Source organism: Alkalimonas delamerensis, assembly GCF_030717955.1.
GTDB lineage: Bacteria > Pseudomonadota > Gammaproteobacteria > Enterobacterales > Alteromonadaceae > Alkalimonas > Alkalimonas delamerensis.
Genome location: NZ_JAUZVY010000002.1, coordinates 164,125 through 182,218 on the forward strand (window position 1 = coordinate 164,125; position 18,094 = coordinate 182,218).

14 protein-coding genes are annotated in these 18,094 nt (G+C 54.6%); 3 read left to right on the forward strand and 11 right to left on the reverse strand.

Annotation, left to right across the window (positions count from 1 at the left end; genetic code table 11):
- Nucleotides 1–34 precede the first annotated feature (34 nt).
- Nucleotides 35–415, forward strand: coding sequence for a SirB2 family protein (locus Q3O59_RS05265; RefSeq protein WP_305944578.1), 381 nt, complete (start codon nt 35–37; stop codon nt 413–415).
- A 152-nt stretch (nt 416–567) separates the two neighbouring features.
- On the opposite strand, the gene Q3O59_RS05270 is transcribed toward Q3O59_RS05265, so the two are convergent.
- The 5 genes from Q3O59_RS05270 to Q3O59_RS05290 all read right to left on the reverse strand — a co-directional run bounded on the left by Q3O59_RS05270 (nt 568) and on the right by Q3O59_RS05290 (nt 5,346).
- Nucleotides 568–864 (reverse strand): hypothetical protein, encoded by a 297-nt coding sequence (locus tag Q3O59_RS05270; protein ID WP_305944579.1) that lies wholly within the window; start codon nt 862–864, stop codon nt 568–570.
- 39 nt (nt 865–903) lie between these two features.
- A complete protein-coding gene (locus Q3O59_RS05275) occupies nt 904–1,305 on the reverse strand; it encodes a ribonucleotide reductase subunit alpha (RefSeq protein WP_305944580.1) in 402 nt (133 codons plus the stop codon).
- Between the two features lie 112 nt (nt 1,306–1,417).
- The gene (gene nrdD / locus Q3O59_RS05280; RefSeq protein ID WP_305944581.1) at nt 1,418–3,253 is read right to left on the reverse strand and encodes an anaerobic ribonucleoside-triphosphate reductase; all 1,836 of its coding nucleotides are present in this window, start codon (nt 3,251–3,253) and stop codon (nt 1,418–1,420) included.
- A 15-nt stretch (nt 3,254–3,268) separates the two neighbouring features.
- Nucleotides 3,269–3,718, reverse strand: a complete 450-nt coding sequence (nrdG, locus tag Q3O59_RS05285; protein ID WP_305944582.1) for an anaerobic ribonucleoside-triphosphate reductase activating protein — start codon at nt 3,716–3,718, stop codon at nt 3,269–3,271.
- 419 nt (nt 3,719–4,137) lie between these two features.
- Nucleotides 4,138–5,346 carry an alginate export family protein gene (locus Q3O59_RS05290; protein WP_305944583.1) on the reverse strand — a complete coding sequence of 403 codons (1,209 nt, stop codon included), beginning with the start codon at nt 5,344–5,346 and terminating at the stop codon, nt 4,138–4,140.
- A gap of 146 nt (nt 5,347–5,492) precedes the next feature.
- Between Q3O59_RS05290 and Q3O59_RS05295 the strand changes: the two genes are divergently transcribed.
- Nucleotides 5,493–6,710: an alpha/beta hydrolase gene (locus Q3O59_RS05295; protein ID WP_305944584.1), complete on the forward strand. Its 1,218-nt coding sequence runs from the start codon at nt 5,493–5,495 to the stop codon at nt 6,708–6,710.
- Nucleotides 6,711–6,712: 2 nt separating this feature from the next.
- On the opposite strand, the gene Q3O59_RS05300 is transcribed toward Q3O59_RS05295, so the two are convergent.
- The 6 genes from Q3O59_RS05300 to Q3O59_RS05325 all read right to left on the reverse strand — a co-directional run bounded on the left by Q3O59_RS05300 (nt 6,713) and on the right by Q3O59_RS05325 (nt 15,957).
- Nucleotides 6,713–7,990, reverse strand: a complete 1,278-nt coding sequence (locus tag Q3O59_RS05300) for a diguanylate cyclase (protein ID WP_305944585.1) — start codon at nt 7,988–7,990, stop codon at nt 6,713–6,715.
- A gap of 123 nt (nt 7,991–8,113) precedes the next feature.
- Nucleotides 8,114–8,881, reverse strand: coding sequence for a peptidylprolyl isomerase (locus Q3O59_RS05305; protein ID WP_305944586.1), 768 nt, complete (start codon nt 8,879–8,881; stop codon nt 8,114–8,116).
- A 358-nt stretch (nt 8,882–9,239) separates the two neighbouring features.
- Entirely contained in the window at nt 9,240–9,938 is a 699-nt protein-coding gene (gene narI / locus Q3O59_RS05310; protein ID WP_305944587.1) for a respiratory nitrate reductase subunit gamma, read from the reverse strand.
- Nucleotides 9,935–10,675, reverse strand: coding sequence for a nitrate reductase molybdenum cofactor assembly chaperone (gene narJ / locus Q3O59_RS05315; RefSeq protein WP_305944588.1), 741 nt, complete (start codon nt 10,673–10,675; stop codon nt 9,935–9,937). The genes narI and narJ overlap by 4 nt, the downstream gene beginning before the upstream one ends.
- Nucleotides 10,676–10,678: 3 nt before the next feature.
- Nucleotides 10,679–12,214, reverse strand: coding sequence for a nitrate reductase subunit beta (narH, locus tag Q3O59_RS05320; RefSeq protein WP_305944589.1), 1,536 nt, complete (start codon nt 12,212–12,214; stop codon nt 10,679–10,681).
- Between the two features lie 20 nt (nt 12,215–12,234).
- A complete protein-coding gene (locus tag Q3O59_RS05325; protein ID WP_305944590.1) occupies nt 12,235–15,957 on the reverse strand; it encodes a nitrate reductase subunit alpha in 3,723 nt (1,240 codons plus the stop codon).
- 337 nt (nt 15,958–16,294) lie between these two features.
- Between Q3O59_RS05325 and Q3O59_RS05330 the strand changes: the two genes are divergently transcribed.
- Nucleotides 16,295–18,088 (forward strand): histidine kinase, encoded by a 1,794-nt coding sequence (locus Q3O59_RS05330; RefSeq protein WP_305944591.1) that lies wholly within the window; start codon nt 16,295–16,297, stop codon nt 18,086–18,088.
- The last annotated feature ends 6 nt before the right edge of the window (nt 18,089–18,094 follow it).

An 18,094-nucleotide genomic window follows, 5' to 3' on the forward strand; every position in this document is an offset into this window, starting at 1 on the left:
TAGCCATACTTAGCTGAAATCCATAAGGATCCCCATGGAGTACTATGTTCCGATAAAGCATTTGCATATGCTGTTTGCCTATTTAACAGCGCTGCTGTTTACCCTACGCTTGCTGCTTGATGCGATGGGCAAGCCGGGCTGGCGTCAGACACCGCTGCGCTTTATTCCACACATCAACGATACTTTGTTGCTGACATTTGCAGTGGCGCTTTGGCTGCTCGGCCCCTGGCAGTTGATGACGCACGGTTGGCTGGGACTGAAAATTGTGCTGCTTTTCGGCTACATTGGTGCAGGCCTGGTGGCGCTGAAACCCAGCAAGCCCAGAGGTCTGCGTATTGCCTTTGCTGCACTGGCGCTTGGCTTGCTGGCGGCGATTTTCCACCTGGCCAAGGCCAAACCGATGCTGTTTGGTTAGTTAATGCGCGTCCTGAAAGGCGGGCACTAATGCAGCGCAGGGATGTGCTGCCAAAATCATTGGCGTAAGGCATTGATTTTGCGAGCCAGGAAAAACCGCGTTTTTTCCTGGCGACTCTGCGAAACGGCATGGATGCCGTTTCAGGATGGAAACTAGTTGCTTCGGGTATCCGCTATCAACTGATTGCGAATTAAGTTGCGCTCGACGCTTTGGCAGAGTTTGCCAAAGCGTCGTAACTCATCAAACTTTGGCGTACGGCCCTGCCGGATGGCGCTTTCCCAAAAACACAACTCCGAATCCACCATTTCCAGCAGCTTTTTCGGGCACCCCTGACAGTCGGTGTTGCGAATACTGCAGACATAAGTGTCAGGCTCGTACAGCGGAAAGCGGTTTTTGACCTCATCGATCAGCTGCAGCATGGCGGTTGCCAAATCCGGTTTTTTGCTCATGATTGTATCTGCACGGCTGCTCTTAGCTAAGGTTGAAGCTTACTGAAACTGTAACAGCTCGCCCTGTCTATTTACCGCCAGAAAGTTCGCCACCTGGCCGGCTTCAATCCGCTGCACCATCAACTTTAAAGGCTGTACCGCTTCGTCGGAGTTCGGCGCAAAGCCAGCGCGGCCTTCCATGCTGGAAATAAAGGCCAGATCCCAGTCGAGCTCGGTTTTTTTCGACTCCTCAACAAAAGCCGCAAAATCCCGTACCTCTTCCGGCAGTTTATCGACACAAAGTACCGACTCCAGGTAACCGCCTTCACCTTGTTCAAAGCGTGCTTTTTGCTCCGGGGTTGCGTCTTTGGGCAACTGGACTTTTGCCAGCACAAACAACAATCGCTGAGGCTCGGCCTGATGGCAGGCCATCTCGATAAATTGACAATAGGTTGAAAACATAGGGCACCTGATATCGGTTAACTTACTGTCGAGCAGTGTAGCAGCCAAAGCGCGGCTGGCCGATCAGGCAAAAGAGGCAGTGGCTACCTCGAATGGGGTAGCCGTTTGGTGGTTAAGCCTCTGCGGCAACGGTCTGAGGTTTTGTGGTCTTAGCTGGCAGCGGCTGAGGTGTTCTGTGGTAGTGCCGCAGCCCATGCTCTTTGCGCCGGCCGCTGCTAAAGGCCGAGACCCGCTTTAAGTAGCCAATCACCCGGGTGCCGTGATCGACATCCAGGCTGCCGCAATGGCTGCAGTGGTGCAGGGTGCGCTTGTCGATGGCTTCGCACTGATTGCAGATGGTGATTTTGACATTGACGCAGAAGTAATTGCAGCCGGTATGGGCGGCTATGTTCAGCATCGCCAGGTAGCCGTCTTCATCCAGTTTTTCATCCAGGTTCAGGTGCAGCGCCGAGCCACCGTCCAGGTAATCCAACAGCTCTTTGCCATGCAGCTGAAACTTATCCAGCGCATTGGTCTGCTCGTCTTCCACCACATAGAAGTAGGAGTTGTAGCAATCGCGCGGTACCTTGTAGCCGTCTTCTTTGTCCCATTTGGCATTTTTAATCCCCAGGTTTTCCGCCGGCACAAACTCGGTGTTAAACAGATAACCGTACTCGGCTTTGGCGGCTTTGTTGGCATCATAAATGGTTTTTAGCTGCTCACGGACAAAGGCGATGTACGCCGGGTTGTTGCTGGCCACCAGGCCTTGCGATTCGGCTGCTTCGACCATGCCATTGATGCCGATGGTGAGAAACTGTTTATCCAGCGTGATAAAGCCAGCGTCGTACACGGTGAGCAGGCCTGCGGCCAGATACTCTTCCATCAGCTTGCGGTAGGCCACCTGGTACTTGTGGATCTTATCGACTTCGGTGGCCAGATCGCGGCCATCCTGCACCAGCCGGTTCATATTGATGGTAATCACATTGATGGAGCCGGTGGCGACGCCGCCTGCGCCCAGTGAGTAAGAAAAGGTGTTGTCGCTGATTTCGCTGCGCAGTCGGCAGCACGAGGCCAGCGAATCGGCATTGTCCGACAGATAAACAAAAAAGGAGCTGTCGTTGGCCAGCTGTTTGGCCATGCTTTGAGCAAAGTGCTGATCTTTGCACTGACCTTGTTCGGTCAGCATGGCAACGGTAACCACCGGGAAGGTCAGGATGGTTTTTTTTCGCTCTTCATTAAACCAATCGAGAAAGAAGTGTTGCAGGGCATTCACCGAGGACCAGTTGGGTTTGGTCAAGTCGTCATCCGGAAAGACAAAGTTGCCGAACATGCTGTCGAAGTAGTGCTGATCGTACACCGAAATGTTCCAGAACACGCTTTGATAACCGCGGGCGGCGGCAGGCTGGTTCAGCGCATAGACCACATGCTGAAGGTGGTTGGCAATCAGCTTCGGATGGGTTTGCAGGTAGTTGTCGCCGTAGTCTTTGCGGGCAAAGTAGTCGAAGTAGGTGAGGAACTCGACGGTGGCCACAGCGCCGGCAAACTGGCTGCTGATGGCAAAGACAAAATTGACGAAGCAGCCGCAGAACGACTCCAGATGCTGGGGCGCTTTCGACTCACCGCCGAGCTTGGTCAGGCCATCGCGCAGGAAGGGGTAGAGGGTGACCGAGACGCAATAAGGCTTTAAGCTGGTTTCATCGTGCACATAGATCTCGTGCTGCTCGATTTGGCGGCCGTACTCTTGTGCCAGCTCAGGGCCAAACAGTTCAGCAATTTTCTGGCTGACTTTGCCACGATTGACCTGAATAAAGATGTCTTTCATCATTTCGGCTTCTAAGGTGGCGATGTTTTTTTGGGTGACATTGGCGTTGGCATCCATTTTCGAGCCATCGGCGGCGTTTTGGGCGCTTAAGTAATGGTCGATAAAATCCAGTTTTTGCTGCAGTTGGTCTGGTTGTAAACGTAACATAGTCAAGCTCCTTGCTTAGCGGATAAAACGGTGGTTCAGGCTCTGGCCTGTGCGTAAATCCACCAGTCGTTGGTTGGTAGTAGGGCTGTCCAGGCCGCCGCGCTCAGGCAGCCAGCGGCCGGTTTTTAAATAGGTCAGTTCAGCTTTTAGCTTTGGCTCGATATCATCCAGCCCGGTGTAGAGGCAGGTGCGAAGGCCTTGCCGGCGCGCCAGCTTCAGCTTGCGTTGTAGTTCCGTGCTCTGCCATTCACCGCCCAAAAACAGCAGACAGCTGATCAGGCCCCGGTACTGGTTCAGACGTTGCTCAAAGTACTCATCGGTCAGCAGGGTGCCCCGGTTGGCATCCCAGGTCTCGCTGCTGTGGCAGCCTTTGCAGCCAAGTGTGCAGCCGGTGATGGTGTAGGCCAGCGAGACCTCCCCTGGAACCTCCTGCCAAACTACCTGTTCGATACTAAAACGCAGCATAAAAACCTATATATAGTGTTGATGATTGTTTTTGTGTCTATATCTTGTGTTTTAGGGTAGGGCATCTGTGGATGCAAAGCTTGATCTGGATCAAGGTTTCGCAGCTGTCCAGGGTTGGCAATCCCTCAGAGCCTCATGCTTGCTGGATCCTTTACCCCTTCATGGATAGTGCTGCGGTAAGTTAAAAAAACCGCCCACTGAAAACCAGGGGCGGTGCAGAGGAGCCAGGAAAACTGGCTGTGGAGTTGGTAAGAAATGCTTTGTGTTGCTTTACAACTACACTCGAGGCTGTAGCGATCGGGTACGCTAAGCAGACCTTTTTTGCCATGGATGGCAAAACAGAGCCCCCAGGGATGGGTTTACGGCGTGTCTGAGTGCGCTACCCGGTCGATGCAGCCTTGCACAGATCCCTGTTTGTGTTAAATCGAATAACTCAGCATCAGCCAGAGTTTCCGGCTATCGACGGCAAAGCTGCTGGCCTGATAATCGGCCAGCTTTAGCATGCCCTGCAGCTGATTGCTGAAACGGTAACTGGCCGTCAGGTTCCACTCGCTGCCATAGCGCCGGCCATCGGTGTCGCTGTGGTAGCGGTGGTAGTTCAGTGCCAGCTGCACCGGGCCGGCAGGATGACGCACCCCCAGCCAGTAATCCCTTAAGCCGTCATTCGGTGTCACCAAGAATAAATCGGCAAAGCCCTGAAAGGCATGCAGAGTTGCTAGCGGCGTTTGAAAGGCACTGCTGCCATCACCGGCCAGCCGCTCGGTGCCAGCTATCAATTGCAGTTTTTGCTGTTGCCAGCTCAGTTGTACCCGGTGGTAATGGTGTTGGTAACTGAGCGGCGCATCATGGCGGTCTTGCTGTCTGGCTGCTGCCAGCTGCAGACTTAGGCTTTGTTGCTCGCCCAAGGCCCACTTGCCCTGATAATCCAGACCGTAGGTCAGGCTACTGCGCACGGCCCAGTCGTTAAAGTCCAGATCATAGCCATAGGCTGCCAGTTGCTGATTAGGGTTGAGCTGCCAGCTTAAAAGACCAGTATAAAATTCACCACGCTGATTGGCGGCCGGGCCTTTGGGGCCAAACACCCGGTTGACGTTGTGCAAAAGCGCCAGGTCCAGTGTGATGGCCGGGGTAAAACTATGCTGCAGCCGGTAACCATCAAAGGTTTGTTCGTTCTGCCGCCAGCCGACACCGCCTAAAAATCGCTGATTCAGATGGTTAACACGCTGGCGTCCCATCGTAAAACTGGTGTCTTCACTCAGTTGGTACTTAAGGGCAGCCTGGTTGATGTCGGTGCCTTTCGGATCGGCCACCACGCTGTAGTGGCCATTGCCATTGACGGTGCTGTTGTAGGTTTGTCCACCCAGTACGCTGACATTATCGACTTCCAGTAAACCAGAAAAACCATATGCCTTGCCGGTGGTCAGGGTTAAACGGCTGCGCAAGGTCGATGCCAGGGCGTCCTTTAACGGATTGTCCTGATCCACATGCTCGATGCGGTAACGAAAGTTGGCTTTGAGCTGGCTTTCATTCAGCGCAGCGCTCAGGGTATTGGCGCTGCTATTAGCAGCGGCCAGTGCCAGGCTGGGAACCAGGGCGAGGCAAGGTAGGGCGAACAGTGGTGATTTCATGGCAATCTCCTGATGTGATTGCTGTTATCTTAGGTAAGCTGTTGATGAAACTCTTGATGAAGATCAATAAAATCATTCAGTTACCAACTGGTGGGTAGGCTTGCTATACTCGTTTGGTGAGGCTTGCTAACCTTGGAGAGTCATCAATGGCTGTGAAACATACTAAATTGCTGTTATCGCGCTTAGTGCAGTGGGGTGTTTTGCTGCTGATGTGCGCTATCAGCCTGCTGGTAGTCGGTGCCATGCGCGATCCCGCTCAAAGTGCTCATGCGATGGTAAGTTCTGCCATCTGGACGACGTTTGGACCGCATTTTGTGCTAATGGCCACAGTGGGTCTACTACTGGGTGTGTTTGGCATCTGGCGGCTGACTGGCTGGTTGCCTCGACTGGTTTCGGCACTGGCCTTATTGGCGCTTGCTGGCTCGGGTTACATTACGACCAGCATCCTATCGGCGGCGCACCAGGCTGGCGGTCAGGTGAGTTTCTGGACTGGGCTTGCATTGCGCTCCATGCAGGGGGATGGTCCGGATGACTGGGTTGAGCGCATCACTTTCGACGGCGAGCGAACAGCCATGGCCATCTATCGTCCAGAAGACAACAAGGATGCACCGGTATTGCTGTACATTCATGGTGGCGGCTTCAAAACCGGCACCAGTACGGAAACTGACCGGGATTTGCGTTGGTTTGCTGATCAGGGCTGGTTGGTGATCAGTCCGGATTACCGGCTCTGGACTGAACAGCAAGCCAGTTGGCAGCTGGCATCCATCGATGTGCACTGTGCTGCGGTCTGGTTGCAGCAGCATGCGGCTGATTTTGGTGGCGATAGCTCAAGACTGGTAGTGATGGGGGATTCTGCTGGCGGCAATCTGGCACTGAACCTGACGAATCAGTGGGCTGAAGGCATGCAACTGGCGGCATGTGAAGGAACGCCACCTCAAGCTGCCGCTGTCGTAGTGCAATACCCGGCGGTCGATCCTTTGGCCATTTACGAGCATGGGTATCCGGTGCCAGGTTTTGAGCCTAAAATGCTGCTTCGTGGTTATCTTGGGGGCAATCCTTATCACTACCCGGAGCGGGTGGCAGCCATCAATTCATACAGCTTTCTAACAGCCAGGGCAGCACCCACCTTGATTCTGGCACCAGAGAAAGATGCGCTGGTTCCCCCCTGGTCGGTGTACCGGTATGCGGATTATGCCCGTCTTGCGGGTGTTGAATTGGAGTTGGTGCGAATTCCTTTTGCCAGCCATGTCTACAATCAGCTTGCTGCGAACTCCATCGGTAACCAGGCGCGATTAAGCATCACTAAACGGTTTTTGCAGCAACACCAGCTATGGCCAGCGCAACCAGCACCGAGCAGGGACTGAAATCAGCTGGCGGTGACCACCTGATTACGACCACTTTGCTTGGCCTGGTACAAGGCTTTGTCGGCTCTGGCAAAGACTTCATCAAAAAACTCTTCACGGGCTGAGCTCAGGCTGGTGACACCGATGCTGACGCTGGTCGCAATGCCTTCCGGTTGCAACTGCTCCAACAGCTGGCAGAGCTGGTGCGCTTTGTCAGTGGCCATGGTGAGATCCTGTTGATGCAGCAGTACCACAAACTCCTCGCCACCAAAGCGGGCAATGCAGTCGTGTTCGGCAAACTGTTGGCGCAATGCTTCGGCAATTCGCTTTAACACCTTGTCGCCAATATGGTGGCCGTGTTGATCGTTCACTTGTTTAAAATGATCGATATCAATCACCAGCAAGGACAGCGGCAGCTGATGTTTGCGGGCTTCGGCAAAGCGGCGCTTAGCCACTTCGCCCATAAAGTGGCGGTTGTACAGGCCGGTGAGGTGATCTTTGGTGGCAAGCTCGAGCAGCCGCTGTCGCTCCCGGGTCAATTGATCCACCAACCGGTTGGCTGACACCAGGTTGTTGATGCGGGCAAAGAGTTCTTCATCCAATACCGGTTTGGAAATGTAGTCATTGGCCCCGGATTGCAGTGCCAGAATGCGGCGGTTGACGCTTTCCAGACTGGTTACCGCCAGAATCGGAGTTTGTTGAAAGCGACTTTCTGAGCGCAGTTGCCGAATAAAGTCGATGCCGGTTTCATTATCTTGCAGCACGATATCGGTCATGATCAGCTCGTACTTGTTGTGCTGCAGCAGCTCCAGCGCCTGGGCAATCGAAAAGGCATGATCCATCGACAGACCCAGCCGCTTTAACTTGGCATCGGTGGCTTTGGCAACGGTCAGGCTGTCTTCCAGATACAGGGCTTTGCCACTGATGTTGTAACGAAATGGGCCAAGCGGGATCAGGCTATGCAACGCCTCTTCCAGTCGTGGCAAGTCGTCTTTTCGGATGATATCTGTAGCACCGGCGGCCAGGGCCGAAGACAACAGCTCGGGATTTGACTCGGACGTGACGATAAAAATCGGCAGGTGCTTGGCCTGCTCATCGGTGCGAGCTTGTTGGCAAAACTCGATGCCGGTTAGATCTGCCAGGTACATGGCGACACAGACAAACTGAAAGTGGTGAGCAGTCATGGCGCGAAAGCCAGCCGTAGCGGTATCGACAAAGGTAATGTCAAAGTCGTAGCTTTCCAGCATGCGGGACAAAATGCGCTGGTAGGTCGGGCTGGGTTCAATGATCAGAGCTCGCATGCTTTTCCTTCCAAAAAGTGCATCGTTTTAAGTCTAACCCAGGGACAGCCGATGGTAAAAATAAAGTTGCTGTTTTTTTGCGACGCAGAGGGACCCGGCCGTTACTATGGCCGGGTTGGTGCATTACTGCATTAATGGCGAGTCGGACAGATTAAAATCGTAGCCGTCGATTTCGGCCTGCACCACCAGGGTGTGGATGTACTGGGCGATGGCTTTTCGGCGTACTTTTTCATTCAGATAATCGGCAATTTTCTGCTCTACAGCTGCAAAGGGCAGCGTCTGGCCGGCGATTTTTTGCTGAATAAAGACTACATGTAAGCCATAGCGGCTTTCAACCGGCGAGGGCAAGAGCCCTGCTTCGGCTGCGAACAGTTGACGCTCAAATTCCGGTACGGTCTGGCCTTTGCTGATTTGGCCCAAGCTGCCACCGGTCTGATTGGAAGGGCAGGCCGAGTACTTACGCGCCAGTTCTGCAAAAGCATGCCCTTGCTGCAGTTGTTGCAGCAATTCTTCGGCCAGTGCTTTGGCGTGCACCCGCTCTTGGTCATCATCCGGCGCTGCGGCCAGCAGAATGTGTTGCACTTCCAGTAAAGGCGAGCTGGTAAAACGTTGCGGGTTTTGCTGGTAGTAGTGCTCGCATTCCTGCCGGCTGGCGGTCGGAATGGGCACTTCGCGTTCAATCAGCTGTTCCAGGTAATCGTGTTCGCCGGTGCTGCTTTGATTGGTGGCTACTTCCATCCCAAGCTGCTGGGCGCGTTGGCGCAGTAGCTCGGCAATCACCAGCGACTCGGCAGCTTTTAGCATGGCAGCACGCTGCGAATCGGCTGGGTGGTACTGCATTTCTGCCAGGATGGCCTGTTCAGAAATTTGGGTTTGGTTGACTTGGATCATTTGAAATTTCCTATAGACCAAAAGGTGCTCGTTTATACCGCGATCTGGTAGAGCTGGATGGTGGAGCAAAAATCAGGGCCTGACCAGCAGGAAGCTGGTCAAGCGCCTCCAGGGAAGGATTTACGGCATCCCTGATTTTTGTCTCCACCATTCAGCTAACACCGGACTATTGTTTAGTGCTTCCCCCAGCATCGCCTTCAGGCATTGGTGTATAGTCCTGGTACTTCATATTTAACGCTGCTGCGGCAAGCCAATAAAGGGGAACGCTGTGGATCCATCCTTGGAGGCTCTTGATCACATCCATGCTGCTCAGGTCCCCTTTATTGCTTACCGCAGCATCGCCTTCAGGCATTGATGTTTAAGCCTTACGGCCACCAAAGCGACGGCGTACCACCTGATAGTTGCGGCCGAAGTAACCAACCGGCACGCTCCAGATATGCACCAGGCGGCTGAACGGGAACAGCACAAACAAGGTCACCCCCCAGAAGATATGGGCTTTGTAAATCCAGTGCAGATCCTCGACAAAACCAATGGCTTCAGCCGGACGGAAGGTCAGCAGGTAACGCGACCAGCTCATCAGATCTTTCATCACATAGCCGTCCATATGACCGGTGGAGACAAAGATGGTCAGGATGCCCAGGATCAGCTGCCAGTAAATCAGCAGCAAAATCAGTGTATCCATGGTCGAGCTGCTGGCACGAACCCGTGGATTGAACAAGCGGCGGTACACCAGCATGGTCATGCCGATAAAGCAGATCACCCCGAAGAAGCCACCGACACCCATGGCAATGAGTTGCTTGCCGGCCAGGGTAATGCCAAGGAAATCCCAGACTTCGTAAGGGATCACCAAACCTGCAAAGTGACCAAAGAAAATCATGATAATACCGACGTGGAAAAACACACTGGCCACGCGGAAGTACTTTTTATCCAGCATCTGACTGGACTGGGCTTTCCAGCTGTACTGCTCGCGATCATAGCGCAGCAGGCTGCCCAGAAAGAAAATCACCGAAGCAATGTAAGGGTAGATCCCAAACAACAACATATCTGTAAAGTTCATGACGCAACTCCTGAGCGGACAGTGTTTCCGGGTGCCTGGCTGGCATCGGTCCATTGCAGTGGCACGTGGTGATCGCGCCGCTGCTTTTCAGAGGGTTTGTGGCTGCTGCCGCAGCCATCCTGTTCTGAGCCCGGGCCAAAGGTCACCATTTCTTCTTCCCAGACTTTATCCAGCGCTTCTTTGGTATCGTCGCGCTGCTCGTTTTTCAGCTGCTCCCGCACCGAGTCCAGTTCCACATCGACCCCAGACAGTTCCAGCAAAGCACTGAACAGCACCTGATAATTGCAGTTGCGCTGCTCCAGCCGGCACAGCAGCACCGACAGAATATGCGCCACTTCAGCCAGGCCGAGGGCGGCATTCTCGTCGCCCTGAGTGCTTAAGAACTCCAGGTATAGCGGCAGATGATCCGGCAGCTCGCGCACATCAATCTGCAGGCCAGCCGACTTGTACTGGTTCATCAAATCGACCATGGCCTGACCGCGGTCACGCGACTCGCCATGCAGGTGCTCAAACAGCAGCAAGGACAAGGAGCGACCGCGCTCGAACAGGCCGTCGTAATCGGACTGCCAGTCCATCAAATCGCCGCTAAAGCGTTGCTCGATAAAATCGAGCAGGCCTTGCTGCTGCGCTTCAGACAGCGGCGACTCGGCCACCAGCTGCCTGGCGTCGGCTTTTGCTGTCAACAGCGCTTCGGTTGGGTATTCCAGCAACAGGGAAATCAGTTGTAGTATGCGCATGCCTTACTCCTTTACCGTGACTGGGATCACTTTGCGGACCCCTTTGCTGCTGCCGCCAAAGATGTTCAGCTTGCTGTCACCACCGCCACAGCCATTGCCGAAGCTAAAGCCACATTCGCCTTTTAAATCGTAGGCATTTTCGGCGTAAGCCCGGTGGCTGGTTGGGATAACAAAACGATCTTCAAAGTTGGCCAGCGCCATGTAGCGGTACATTTCCTCGACCCTATCTTTGCTCAGGCCGACCTGTTTCAGTACTTCCAGATCTTCCACGCTATCCACCTGCTGCGAGCGTTTGTAAGCACGCATTGCAATCATCCGCTCCAGCGCCCGAACGACCGGTGCTTCGTCGCCTGCAGTCAGCATATTGGCCAGGTAACGCAGCGGAATGCGCAGCGATTTCAGATCCGGGATTTCACCGTTCATGCCGACATGGCCGGCTTCGGCCGCGCTCTGAATCGGCGACAGTGGCGGCACGTACCAGACCATCGGCAGGGTGCGGTACTCCGGGTGCAGTGGCAGCGCCACTTTCCAGTCCATCGCCATCATGTAGACCGGCGAGCGCTGGGCGGCTTTTAACCAGTTATCCGGAATGCCTTCCTTGCGTGCCGCTTCAATCACCTTGGGATCGTGCGGGTCGAGGAACAGGTCCAGTTGGGCCTGATACAAGTCTTTCTCGTTGGCAACGCTGGCCGCGGCTTCAATTTTGTCGGCATCGTACAGCAGCACACCAAGGTAGCGGATGCGGCCGACGCAGGTTTCTGAACAGGTGGTGGGCTGGCCGGCTTCAATCCGCGGGTAGCAGAAGGTGCATTTTTCCGACTTGCCGGTTTTCCAGTTGAAGTAGATTTTTTTGTACGGGCAACCGGACACACACATCCGCCAGCCGCGGCATTTGTCCTGATCAATCAGCACAATGCCGTCTTCTTCGCGCTTGTAAATGGCACCACTGGGGCAAGAGGCAACACAGGTCGGGTTCAGACAGTGTTCGCACAGCCTTGGCAGGTACATCATAAAGGTCTTTTCAAACTGACCGTAGATGTCTTTTTGCACCACTTCGTTGAAGTTCTGATCTTTTTTCCGTTTTTCGAACTCGGTACCAAGAATTTCTTCCCAGTTCGGGCCCCACTCAATTTTTTCCATCCGCTGGCCGCTGATCAGCGAGCGGGGCCGGGCGACCGGCTGGTGCTTGCTGTCTTTGGCGTTGTGCAGATGCTGGTAATCAAAATCGAACGGCTCGTAGTAGTCGTCGATTTCCGGTAGGTCCGGGTTGGCAAATAAATTCGCCAGCACCCGCAGTTTGCCACCGATTTTGGGCACCAGCTTGCCGTTGCTTTTACGCTGCCAGCCGCCTTTCCACTTGTCCTGGTTTTCCCATTCTTTTGGAAAGCCAATGCCTGGCTTGGTTTCAACGTTGTTGAACCAGGCGTACTCCACGCCTTCGCGCGAGGTCCAGACGTTCTTGCAGGTGATGGAGCAGGTGTGACAGCCAATGCATTTGTCCAGATTCAGCACCATGCCGATTTGTGCTCTGATTTTCATGATAACTCCTTACTCCAACCTTATTCGGTATCCAGCCAATCGACTTTGTTCATTTTGCGAACAATGACGAACTCGTCGCGGTTGCAACCGACGGTGCCGTAGTAGTTAAAGCCATAGGCCTGCTGGGCGTAGCCACCAATCATATGGGTTGGCTTCATCACTGCGCGGGTCACTGAATTGTGAATGCCGCCGCGGCTGCCGGTCATTTCCGAGCCTGGTACGTTCACAATCCGCTCCTGAGCGTGGTACATCATGCTCATGCCTTCAGGAACCCGCTGTGACACCACAGCCCGGGCTGAAATAGAACCATTGACGTTGAAGATTTCAATCCAGTCGTTGTCTTCAATGCCGGCGGCTTTGGCGTCGATTTCACTTAACCAGACAATGGGGCCGCCGCGGGATAAGGTCAGCATCAACAGGTTGTCGGAGTAGGTGCTGTGAATGCCCCATTTCTGGTGTGGGGTGATCCAGTTCAGCACAATTTCCTTGTTGCCATTGGGCTTTTGGTTCAGCACCGGCTGCACCGTTTTCAGGTTGATTGGCGGCTTGTAGGCACAAAGGGTTTCGCCAAAGTCACGCATCCACTCGTGATCCTGATAGAACTGCTGTCGGCCGGTGATGGTGCGCCATGGGATCAGCTCGTGCACATTGGTGTAGCCGGCGTTGTAGGACACATGCTCATCTTCCAAACCCGACCAGGTGGGGGAGGAGATGATTTTGCGCGGCTGCGCCACGATGTCGTTGAAGCGGATCTTTTCCTCTTCTTTCGGTTTGGCCAGATGGGTGTGATCGCGGCCGGTAATTTTACTCAGTGCGCCCCAGGCTTTTACCGCCACATGGCCATTGGTTTCCGGTGCCAGCGATAAAATCACTTCACAGGCATCGACTGCCGACTCAATTTTGGCCAGGCCTTGATTTGCGCCTTCGCCGGTGTGGGTGCGGTTCAGTTTACGCAGGAACTCGACTTCTTCTTTGGTATCCCAGCCAATGCCTTTGCCGCCATTGCCGATGTTTTCCATCAGCGGGCCAAGCGAGGTAAAGCGGGCATAGGTGTTGGGGTAATCGCGCTCCACCACATTGATGTGCGGCATGGTTTTCCCCGGAATGGCTTCGCATTCGCCTTTCCACCAAGCTTTGACACCATAAGGCTGAGCCAGCTCGGCCGGGGTATCGTGGTGCATCGGGGTGGTGACTACATCGGTTTCTTTGCCCAGGTGGCCCACACAGACACGGGAGAATTCTTTGGCAATGCCTTTAAAGATTTCCCAGTCACTGCGTGCTTCCCACACCGGGTCAATGGCGGCGGTCAGCGGGTGAATAAAGGGGTGCATGTCCGAGGTGTTCATGTCGTCTTTTTCGTACCAGGTGGCCGTCGGCAACACGATGTCGGAATACAGACAGGTAGTGGACATCCGAAAATCCAGCGTCACGAACAAATCGACCTTGCCTTCGGCCGGCTGGTCGGTCCATTCCACATCTTCCGGTTTTTTGCCGCCAAATTCGCCCAGATCTTTACCGAGCAAACCATGCTTGGTGCCCAGCAGATGGCGCAGCATGTACTCATGGCCTTTGCCGCTGGAGCCCAGCAGGTTTGAGCGCCAGATAAACATGTTGCGCGGGAAGTTTTGCGGGTTTTCCGGCTGCTCGCAGGCAAACTTGACTTTGCGATCTTTCAGCTGCTGCAGCACATAGTCTTTTAGCTCCACCCCGGCAGCTTTGGCTTCGGCTGCCAGGCCCAGTGGGTTGACCCCAAGCTGCGGCGCGGAAGGCAACCAGCCCATGCGCTCGGCGCGGCTGTTGAAGTCGATAATGCTGCCAGACCACTTGTCTTTGTTGGCCAGCGGCGAAATCACTTCGCTCATATCCAGTTTTTCATAGCGCCACTGGCTGGAGTGGTTGTAGAAAAAGGAGGTACCGTTCATATGGCGTGGCGGACGTTGCCAATCCAGCGCAAAGGCCAGTGGGGCCCAGCCGGTTTGCGGCCGCAGTTTTTCCTGGCCGACATAGTGCGCCCAGCCGCCACCGCTTTGGCCAATACAGCCACACAGCATCAGCATGTTAATCAGGCCACGGTAGTTCATGTCCATGTGGTACCAGTGGTTCAGCGCGGCACCGACGATGACCATAGAGCGACCACGGGTTTTATCGGCGGTGCGGGCGAACTCGCGGGCAATGCGGATCACATCGGCACGTTTGACGCCGGTAATGGCTTCTTGCCAGGCTGGGGTGTACGGTACATTGTCGTCAAAGCTTTTGGCGCGACTGTCATCGCCCAGGCCATTGTCGACGCCGTAGTGTGCCAGCATCATGTCAAACACAGTAGCCACTAAAGCCGTGCTGCCATCGGCCAGTTGCACCCGTTTGGCCGGGATTTTACGCAGCTGGGTGTCGCTGTGCTCGGTGTGCTGGAAGTACTGGTACTCGTGCGGTGCGCCGCCAAAGTAGGGGAAGGCGACTTCAACCAGTTCGTCGTGCTGATCTTTTAAGCTCAGTAGTAAATCAACCTCACCCTGACGGTCTTTTTGCTCCAGGTTCCACTTGGCGGCATCTTCACCCCAGCGGTAACCAATGGCGCCATTCGGGCTGGTCAGACGCTGATCTGCCGCATTGATGGCGATGGTTTTCCAGTCCGGGTTGTTGCTCTCACCCAGCTGATCAACCAAATCGGCCGCCCGCAGGAAGCGCCCCTGGGTTTTGTGGTCGCCGGCCTCGTCCAGCAGCACCAGCATTGGCATGTCGGTGTAGCGTTTGATGTAGTCGGTAAAATAAGTGCTTGGGTTATCGACGTGGAACTCTTTTAAAATCACATGGCTAAAGGCCATGGCAAGGGCGGCATCGGTGCCCTGACGCGGGGCTAGCCAGGTGTCGCCAAACTTGGAGGCTTCGGAGTAGTCCGAGGTAATGACACAGGTTTTGGTACCTTTGTAACGCACCTCGGTTAAAAAGTGTGCATCCGGCGTGCGGGTTTGCGGTACGTTCGAACCCCAGACAATGATGTAATTGGAGTTGTACCAGTCGGCCGACTCCGGCACGTCGGTTTGCTCGCCCCAGATTTGCGGCGAAGCTGGCGGCAGGTCGCAGTACCAGTCGTAGAAGCTCAAGCAGTTGCCGCCAATCAAGGATAAGTAACGGGCACCGGCGGCGTAGGACACCATCGACATCGCCGGAATGGGCGAGAAGCCGGTGATGCGATCCGGACCATAGGTTTTGGCGGTGTAGGTGTTGGAGGCGGCAATCAGCTCGTTCACTTCATCCCAGCTGGCACGGACAAAACCACCCAGGCCGCGGCGCTCTTTGTAGCTTTTGGCTTTGACCGGATCGCTGACGATGGACTCCCAGGCTTTGACCGGATCGCTGTGCTGCGCTTTGGCTTCGCGCCATAGCTTCATCAGCTGGCCGCGCATCTTGGGGTACTTTAAGCGGTTGGCACTGTAGATGTACCAGGAGTAACTGGCACCCCGCGGACAGCCGCGTGGCTCATGGTTTGGTAAATCCGGCCGGGTGCGTGGGTAATCGGTCTGCTGGGTTTCCCAGGTGACCAGGCCATCTTTGACGTAGATTTTCCAGCTGCACGAGCCGGTGCAGTTGACGCCATGGGTCGAGCGCACCACTTTGTCGTGCTGCCAGCGCTGGCGGTAGCCTTGCTCCCAGCTGCGGTCCTGATCGGTGGTAACGCCATGCCCGTCGGAGAAGGGCTCTTTGCGCGCAGTAAAATAGCGCAGTTTGTCGAGTAGGTGACTCATCGTACACTCCTGGTCTTGTCCTGCATGAACAGACGGTTTTTACTTATTCAGTAGGCACATCATAGAAAGAACCGCTTAATGATGCTTGATTTGGATCAAGGCTGCCACTTAGCTAACTTACTGATTAAGAAGGGTAATACCCACTAAGTGGTAGTGTGTTTTTGGGCTAAATGCCTGAAAATGCTGGGGCTGAAATCACGGAACTACCCCCTTGGTGTGGCGTGCTAACCTGGGCGGGGCAAAGGGGGTAGCTCGATTGTGCCAGCTGCAGGAACAATCGCGGCTGCACGCTGCTGCTTTTCAGGTTATGCTTAGATGAATTCGCATTGGAGATACTATGCGCCCTTTTTCCGTCGTTACCCGTATCAACATTGCGCTGGCTTGCATCGTGACGCTGGCGCTGACCACCATGATGGTGTCGTACTGGTTGTCGGATAAAGCCGACAGCGATGCCCATGCGGTCAATGTGGCGGGCTCCTTGCGGATGCAAAGTTACCGGCTGGCCTGGCTTAAATTGCAGCAAGAACCTGAGCGCTTAGCCGGGGCAAAACAGCAGTTAAACAGCAGTTGGCAGCATCCGGTATTTAAACGCTTTTTGCACCAGCCAGAGATCCAGACCAAGTACGATACCGCTTATCGTCATTGGTTGACGGTGGCACCGTTGCTGGCGGCCGAGCAAACCGACATTGCTGAGCTGGAGTCCGTATTGACCGAGCAAGTCCGTTTGCTGGATGTGCTGGTACTGGCTATTCAGCAGGATGCCGAGCAAAAAGTGCGGGCCTTTCGCACCGTGCAGGTGGTGGCGGTACTGGCCACCATTTTGCTGTCCATTATTGTGATGTACTGGCTGCGGGTGATGGTGCAGGAGCCATTGCAGGACTTGATTAAAGGGGCCCGTCGCATTGCGCAGGGCGACTTTACCCACCGCATTACAGCGCAGCAGCAGGATGAACTGGGCACTTTGGCCCATAGCTTTAACAAAATGAACAGTGCCATCGGTTACATGTACGGCAATCTGGAAAAGCGGGTGCAGCAACAAACTGAAGCGCTGCAGCACAGCAACACCCGTTTGCAGTTTTTGTTTGATATAGCCCGCAGCATCAGTGAGCACAGTCTGCACTCGGCAGATTTTTCTGAACTGGTGACCGAGCTGCAGACCATTCTTCAAACCGATGAGCTCGAGCTGTGCCTGTTGACCGAGCAGGGCTCCAGCCCCTACTTGCAGGTGCAGCCGGAGCAGAATCCACACATGCACTGCGTGAAAACCAGCTGTCAGGATTGCGTATCGCAAGGGCAGGATATTCGCACCGAGCAAGCGCAGCTGGTGTATCGCTATCCACTGGACAGGGAGCAGCACCACTATGGCGTGCTGGTGGCCCGCCAGGCCAAAGACAAAGCCTTGCACGACTGGCAGCAGCAATTGCTGCAATCGGTGGCCGATTTGCTGGCATTGGCGTTGAGTTTAAAAGGCGAAGAGGAACAGGTACGACGTTTGGCTCTGATGCAGGAGCGCTCGGTGATTGCCCGTGAGCTGCACGACTCACTGGCCCAATCCCTATCCTATTTAAAAATTCAGGTAACCCGGCTGAATAAAGGCCTGGCCAGTGACAACAAAGCCATGTTGCAGGATGTGGCCGATGAACTGAAAGAAGGCTTAAGTTCGGCCTACCGGCAGCTGCGCGAACTGCTTACCACTTTCCGGCTTAAGGTGGATGGAGCCGGTTTGCAGCAAGCTTTGCAAACCACCGTTAAACAACTGACTGAGCAATCCAGCCTGCGGATCCGGCTGGATTATCAACTGGAGCACTTGCCACTGACGCCAACGGAAGAAATTCACTTGCTGCAGATCATTCGAGAAGCCAGCCAAAATGCGGTGCACCACAGCCAGGGCTCTGAGCTGTCAATAGAGCTGCGACAGGGCAAGGACAAAGCGATAGAGCTGAAGTTGGAAGATAATGGCGTAGGTTTGCCGGCGCAACCGGAAAAGCTCAACCACTATGGCCTGGCCATTATGCAGGAGCGCAGCAGGCAACTGGGTGGTGAGCTTGCTATCCAGAACCGCGCGGATGGCGGCACCGGTATCTATTTCCGTTTTGTGCCGGAGTGCATGGCGCAGCTGGCCAGCGCTTAGTTCGTG

Coding starts and splice junctions, on each gene's coding strand:
- Q3O59_RS05265 (WP_305944578.1), top strand. CDS start 35: ATGGAGTACTATGTTCCGATAAAGCATTTGCATATGCTGTTTGCCTAT.
- Q3O59_RS05270 (WP_305944579.1), bottom strand. CDS start 864: ATGAGCAAAAAACCGGATTTGGCAACCGCCATGCTGCAGCTGATCGAT.
- Q3O59_RS05275 (WP_305944580.1), bottom strand. CDS start 1,305: ATGTTTTCAACCTATTGTCAATTTATCGAGATGGCCTGCCATCAGGCC.
- nrdD (WP_305944581.1), bottom strand. CDS start 3,253: ATGTTACGTTTACAACCAGACCAACTGCAGCAAAAACTGGATTTTATC.
- nrdG (WP_305944582.1), bottom strand. CDS start 3,718: ATGCTGCGTTTTAGTATCGAACAGGTAGTTTGGCAGGAGGTTCCAGGG.
- Q3O59_RS05290 (WP_305944583.1), bottom strand. CDS start 5,346: ATGAAATCACCACTGTTCGCCCTACCTTGCCTCGCCCTGGTTCCCAGC.
- Q3O59_RS05295 (WP_305944584.1), top strand. CDS start 5,493: ATGGCTGTGAAACATACTAAATTGCTGTTATCGCGCTTAGTGCAGTGG.
- Q3O59_RS05300 (WP_305944585.1), bottom strand. CDS start 7,990: ATGCGAGCTCTGATCATTGAACCCAGCCCGACCTACCAGCGCATTTTG.
- Q3O59_RS05305 (WP_305944586.1), bottom strand. CDS start 8,881: ATGATCCAAGTCAACCAAACCCAAATTTCTGAACAGGCCATCCTGGCA.
- narI (WP_305944587.1), bottom strand. CDS start 9,938: ATGAACTTTACAGATATGTTGTTGTTTGGGATCTACCCTTACATTGCT.
- narJ (WP_305944588.1), bottom strand. CDS start 10,675: ATGCGCATACTACAACTGATTTCCCTGTTGCTGGAATACCCAACCGAA.
- narH (WP_305944589.1), bottom strand. CDS start 12,214: ATGAAAATCAGAGCACAAATCGGCATGGTGCTGAATCTGGACAAATGC.
- Q3O59_RS05325 (WP_305944590.1), bottom strand. CDS start 15,957: ATGAGTCACCTACTCGACAAACTGCGCTATTTTACTGCGCGCAAAGAG.
- Q3O59_RS05330 (WP_305944591.1), top strand. CDS start 16,295: ATGCGCCCTTTTTCCGTCGTTACCCGTATCAACATTGCGCTGGCTTGC.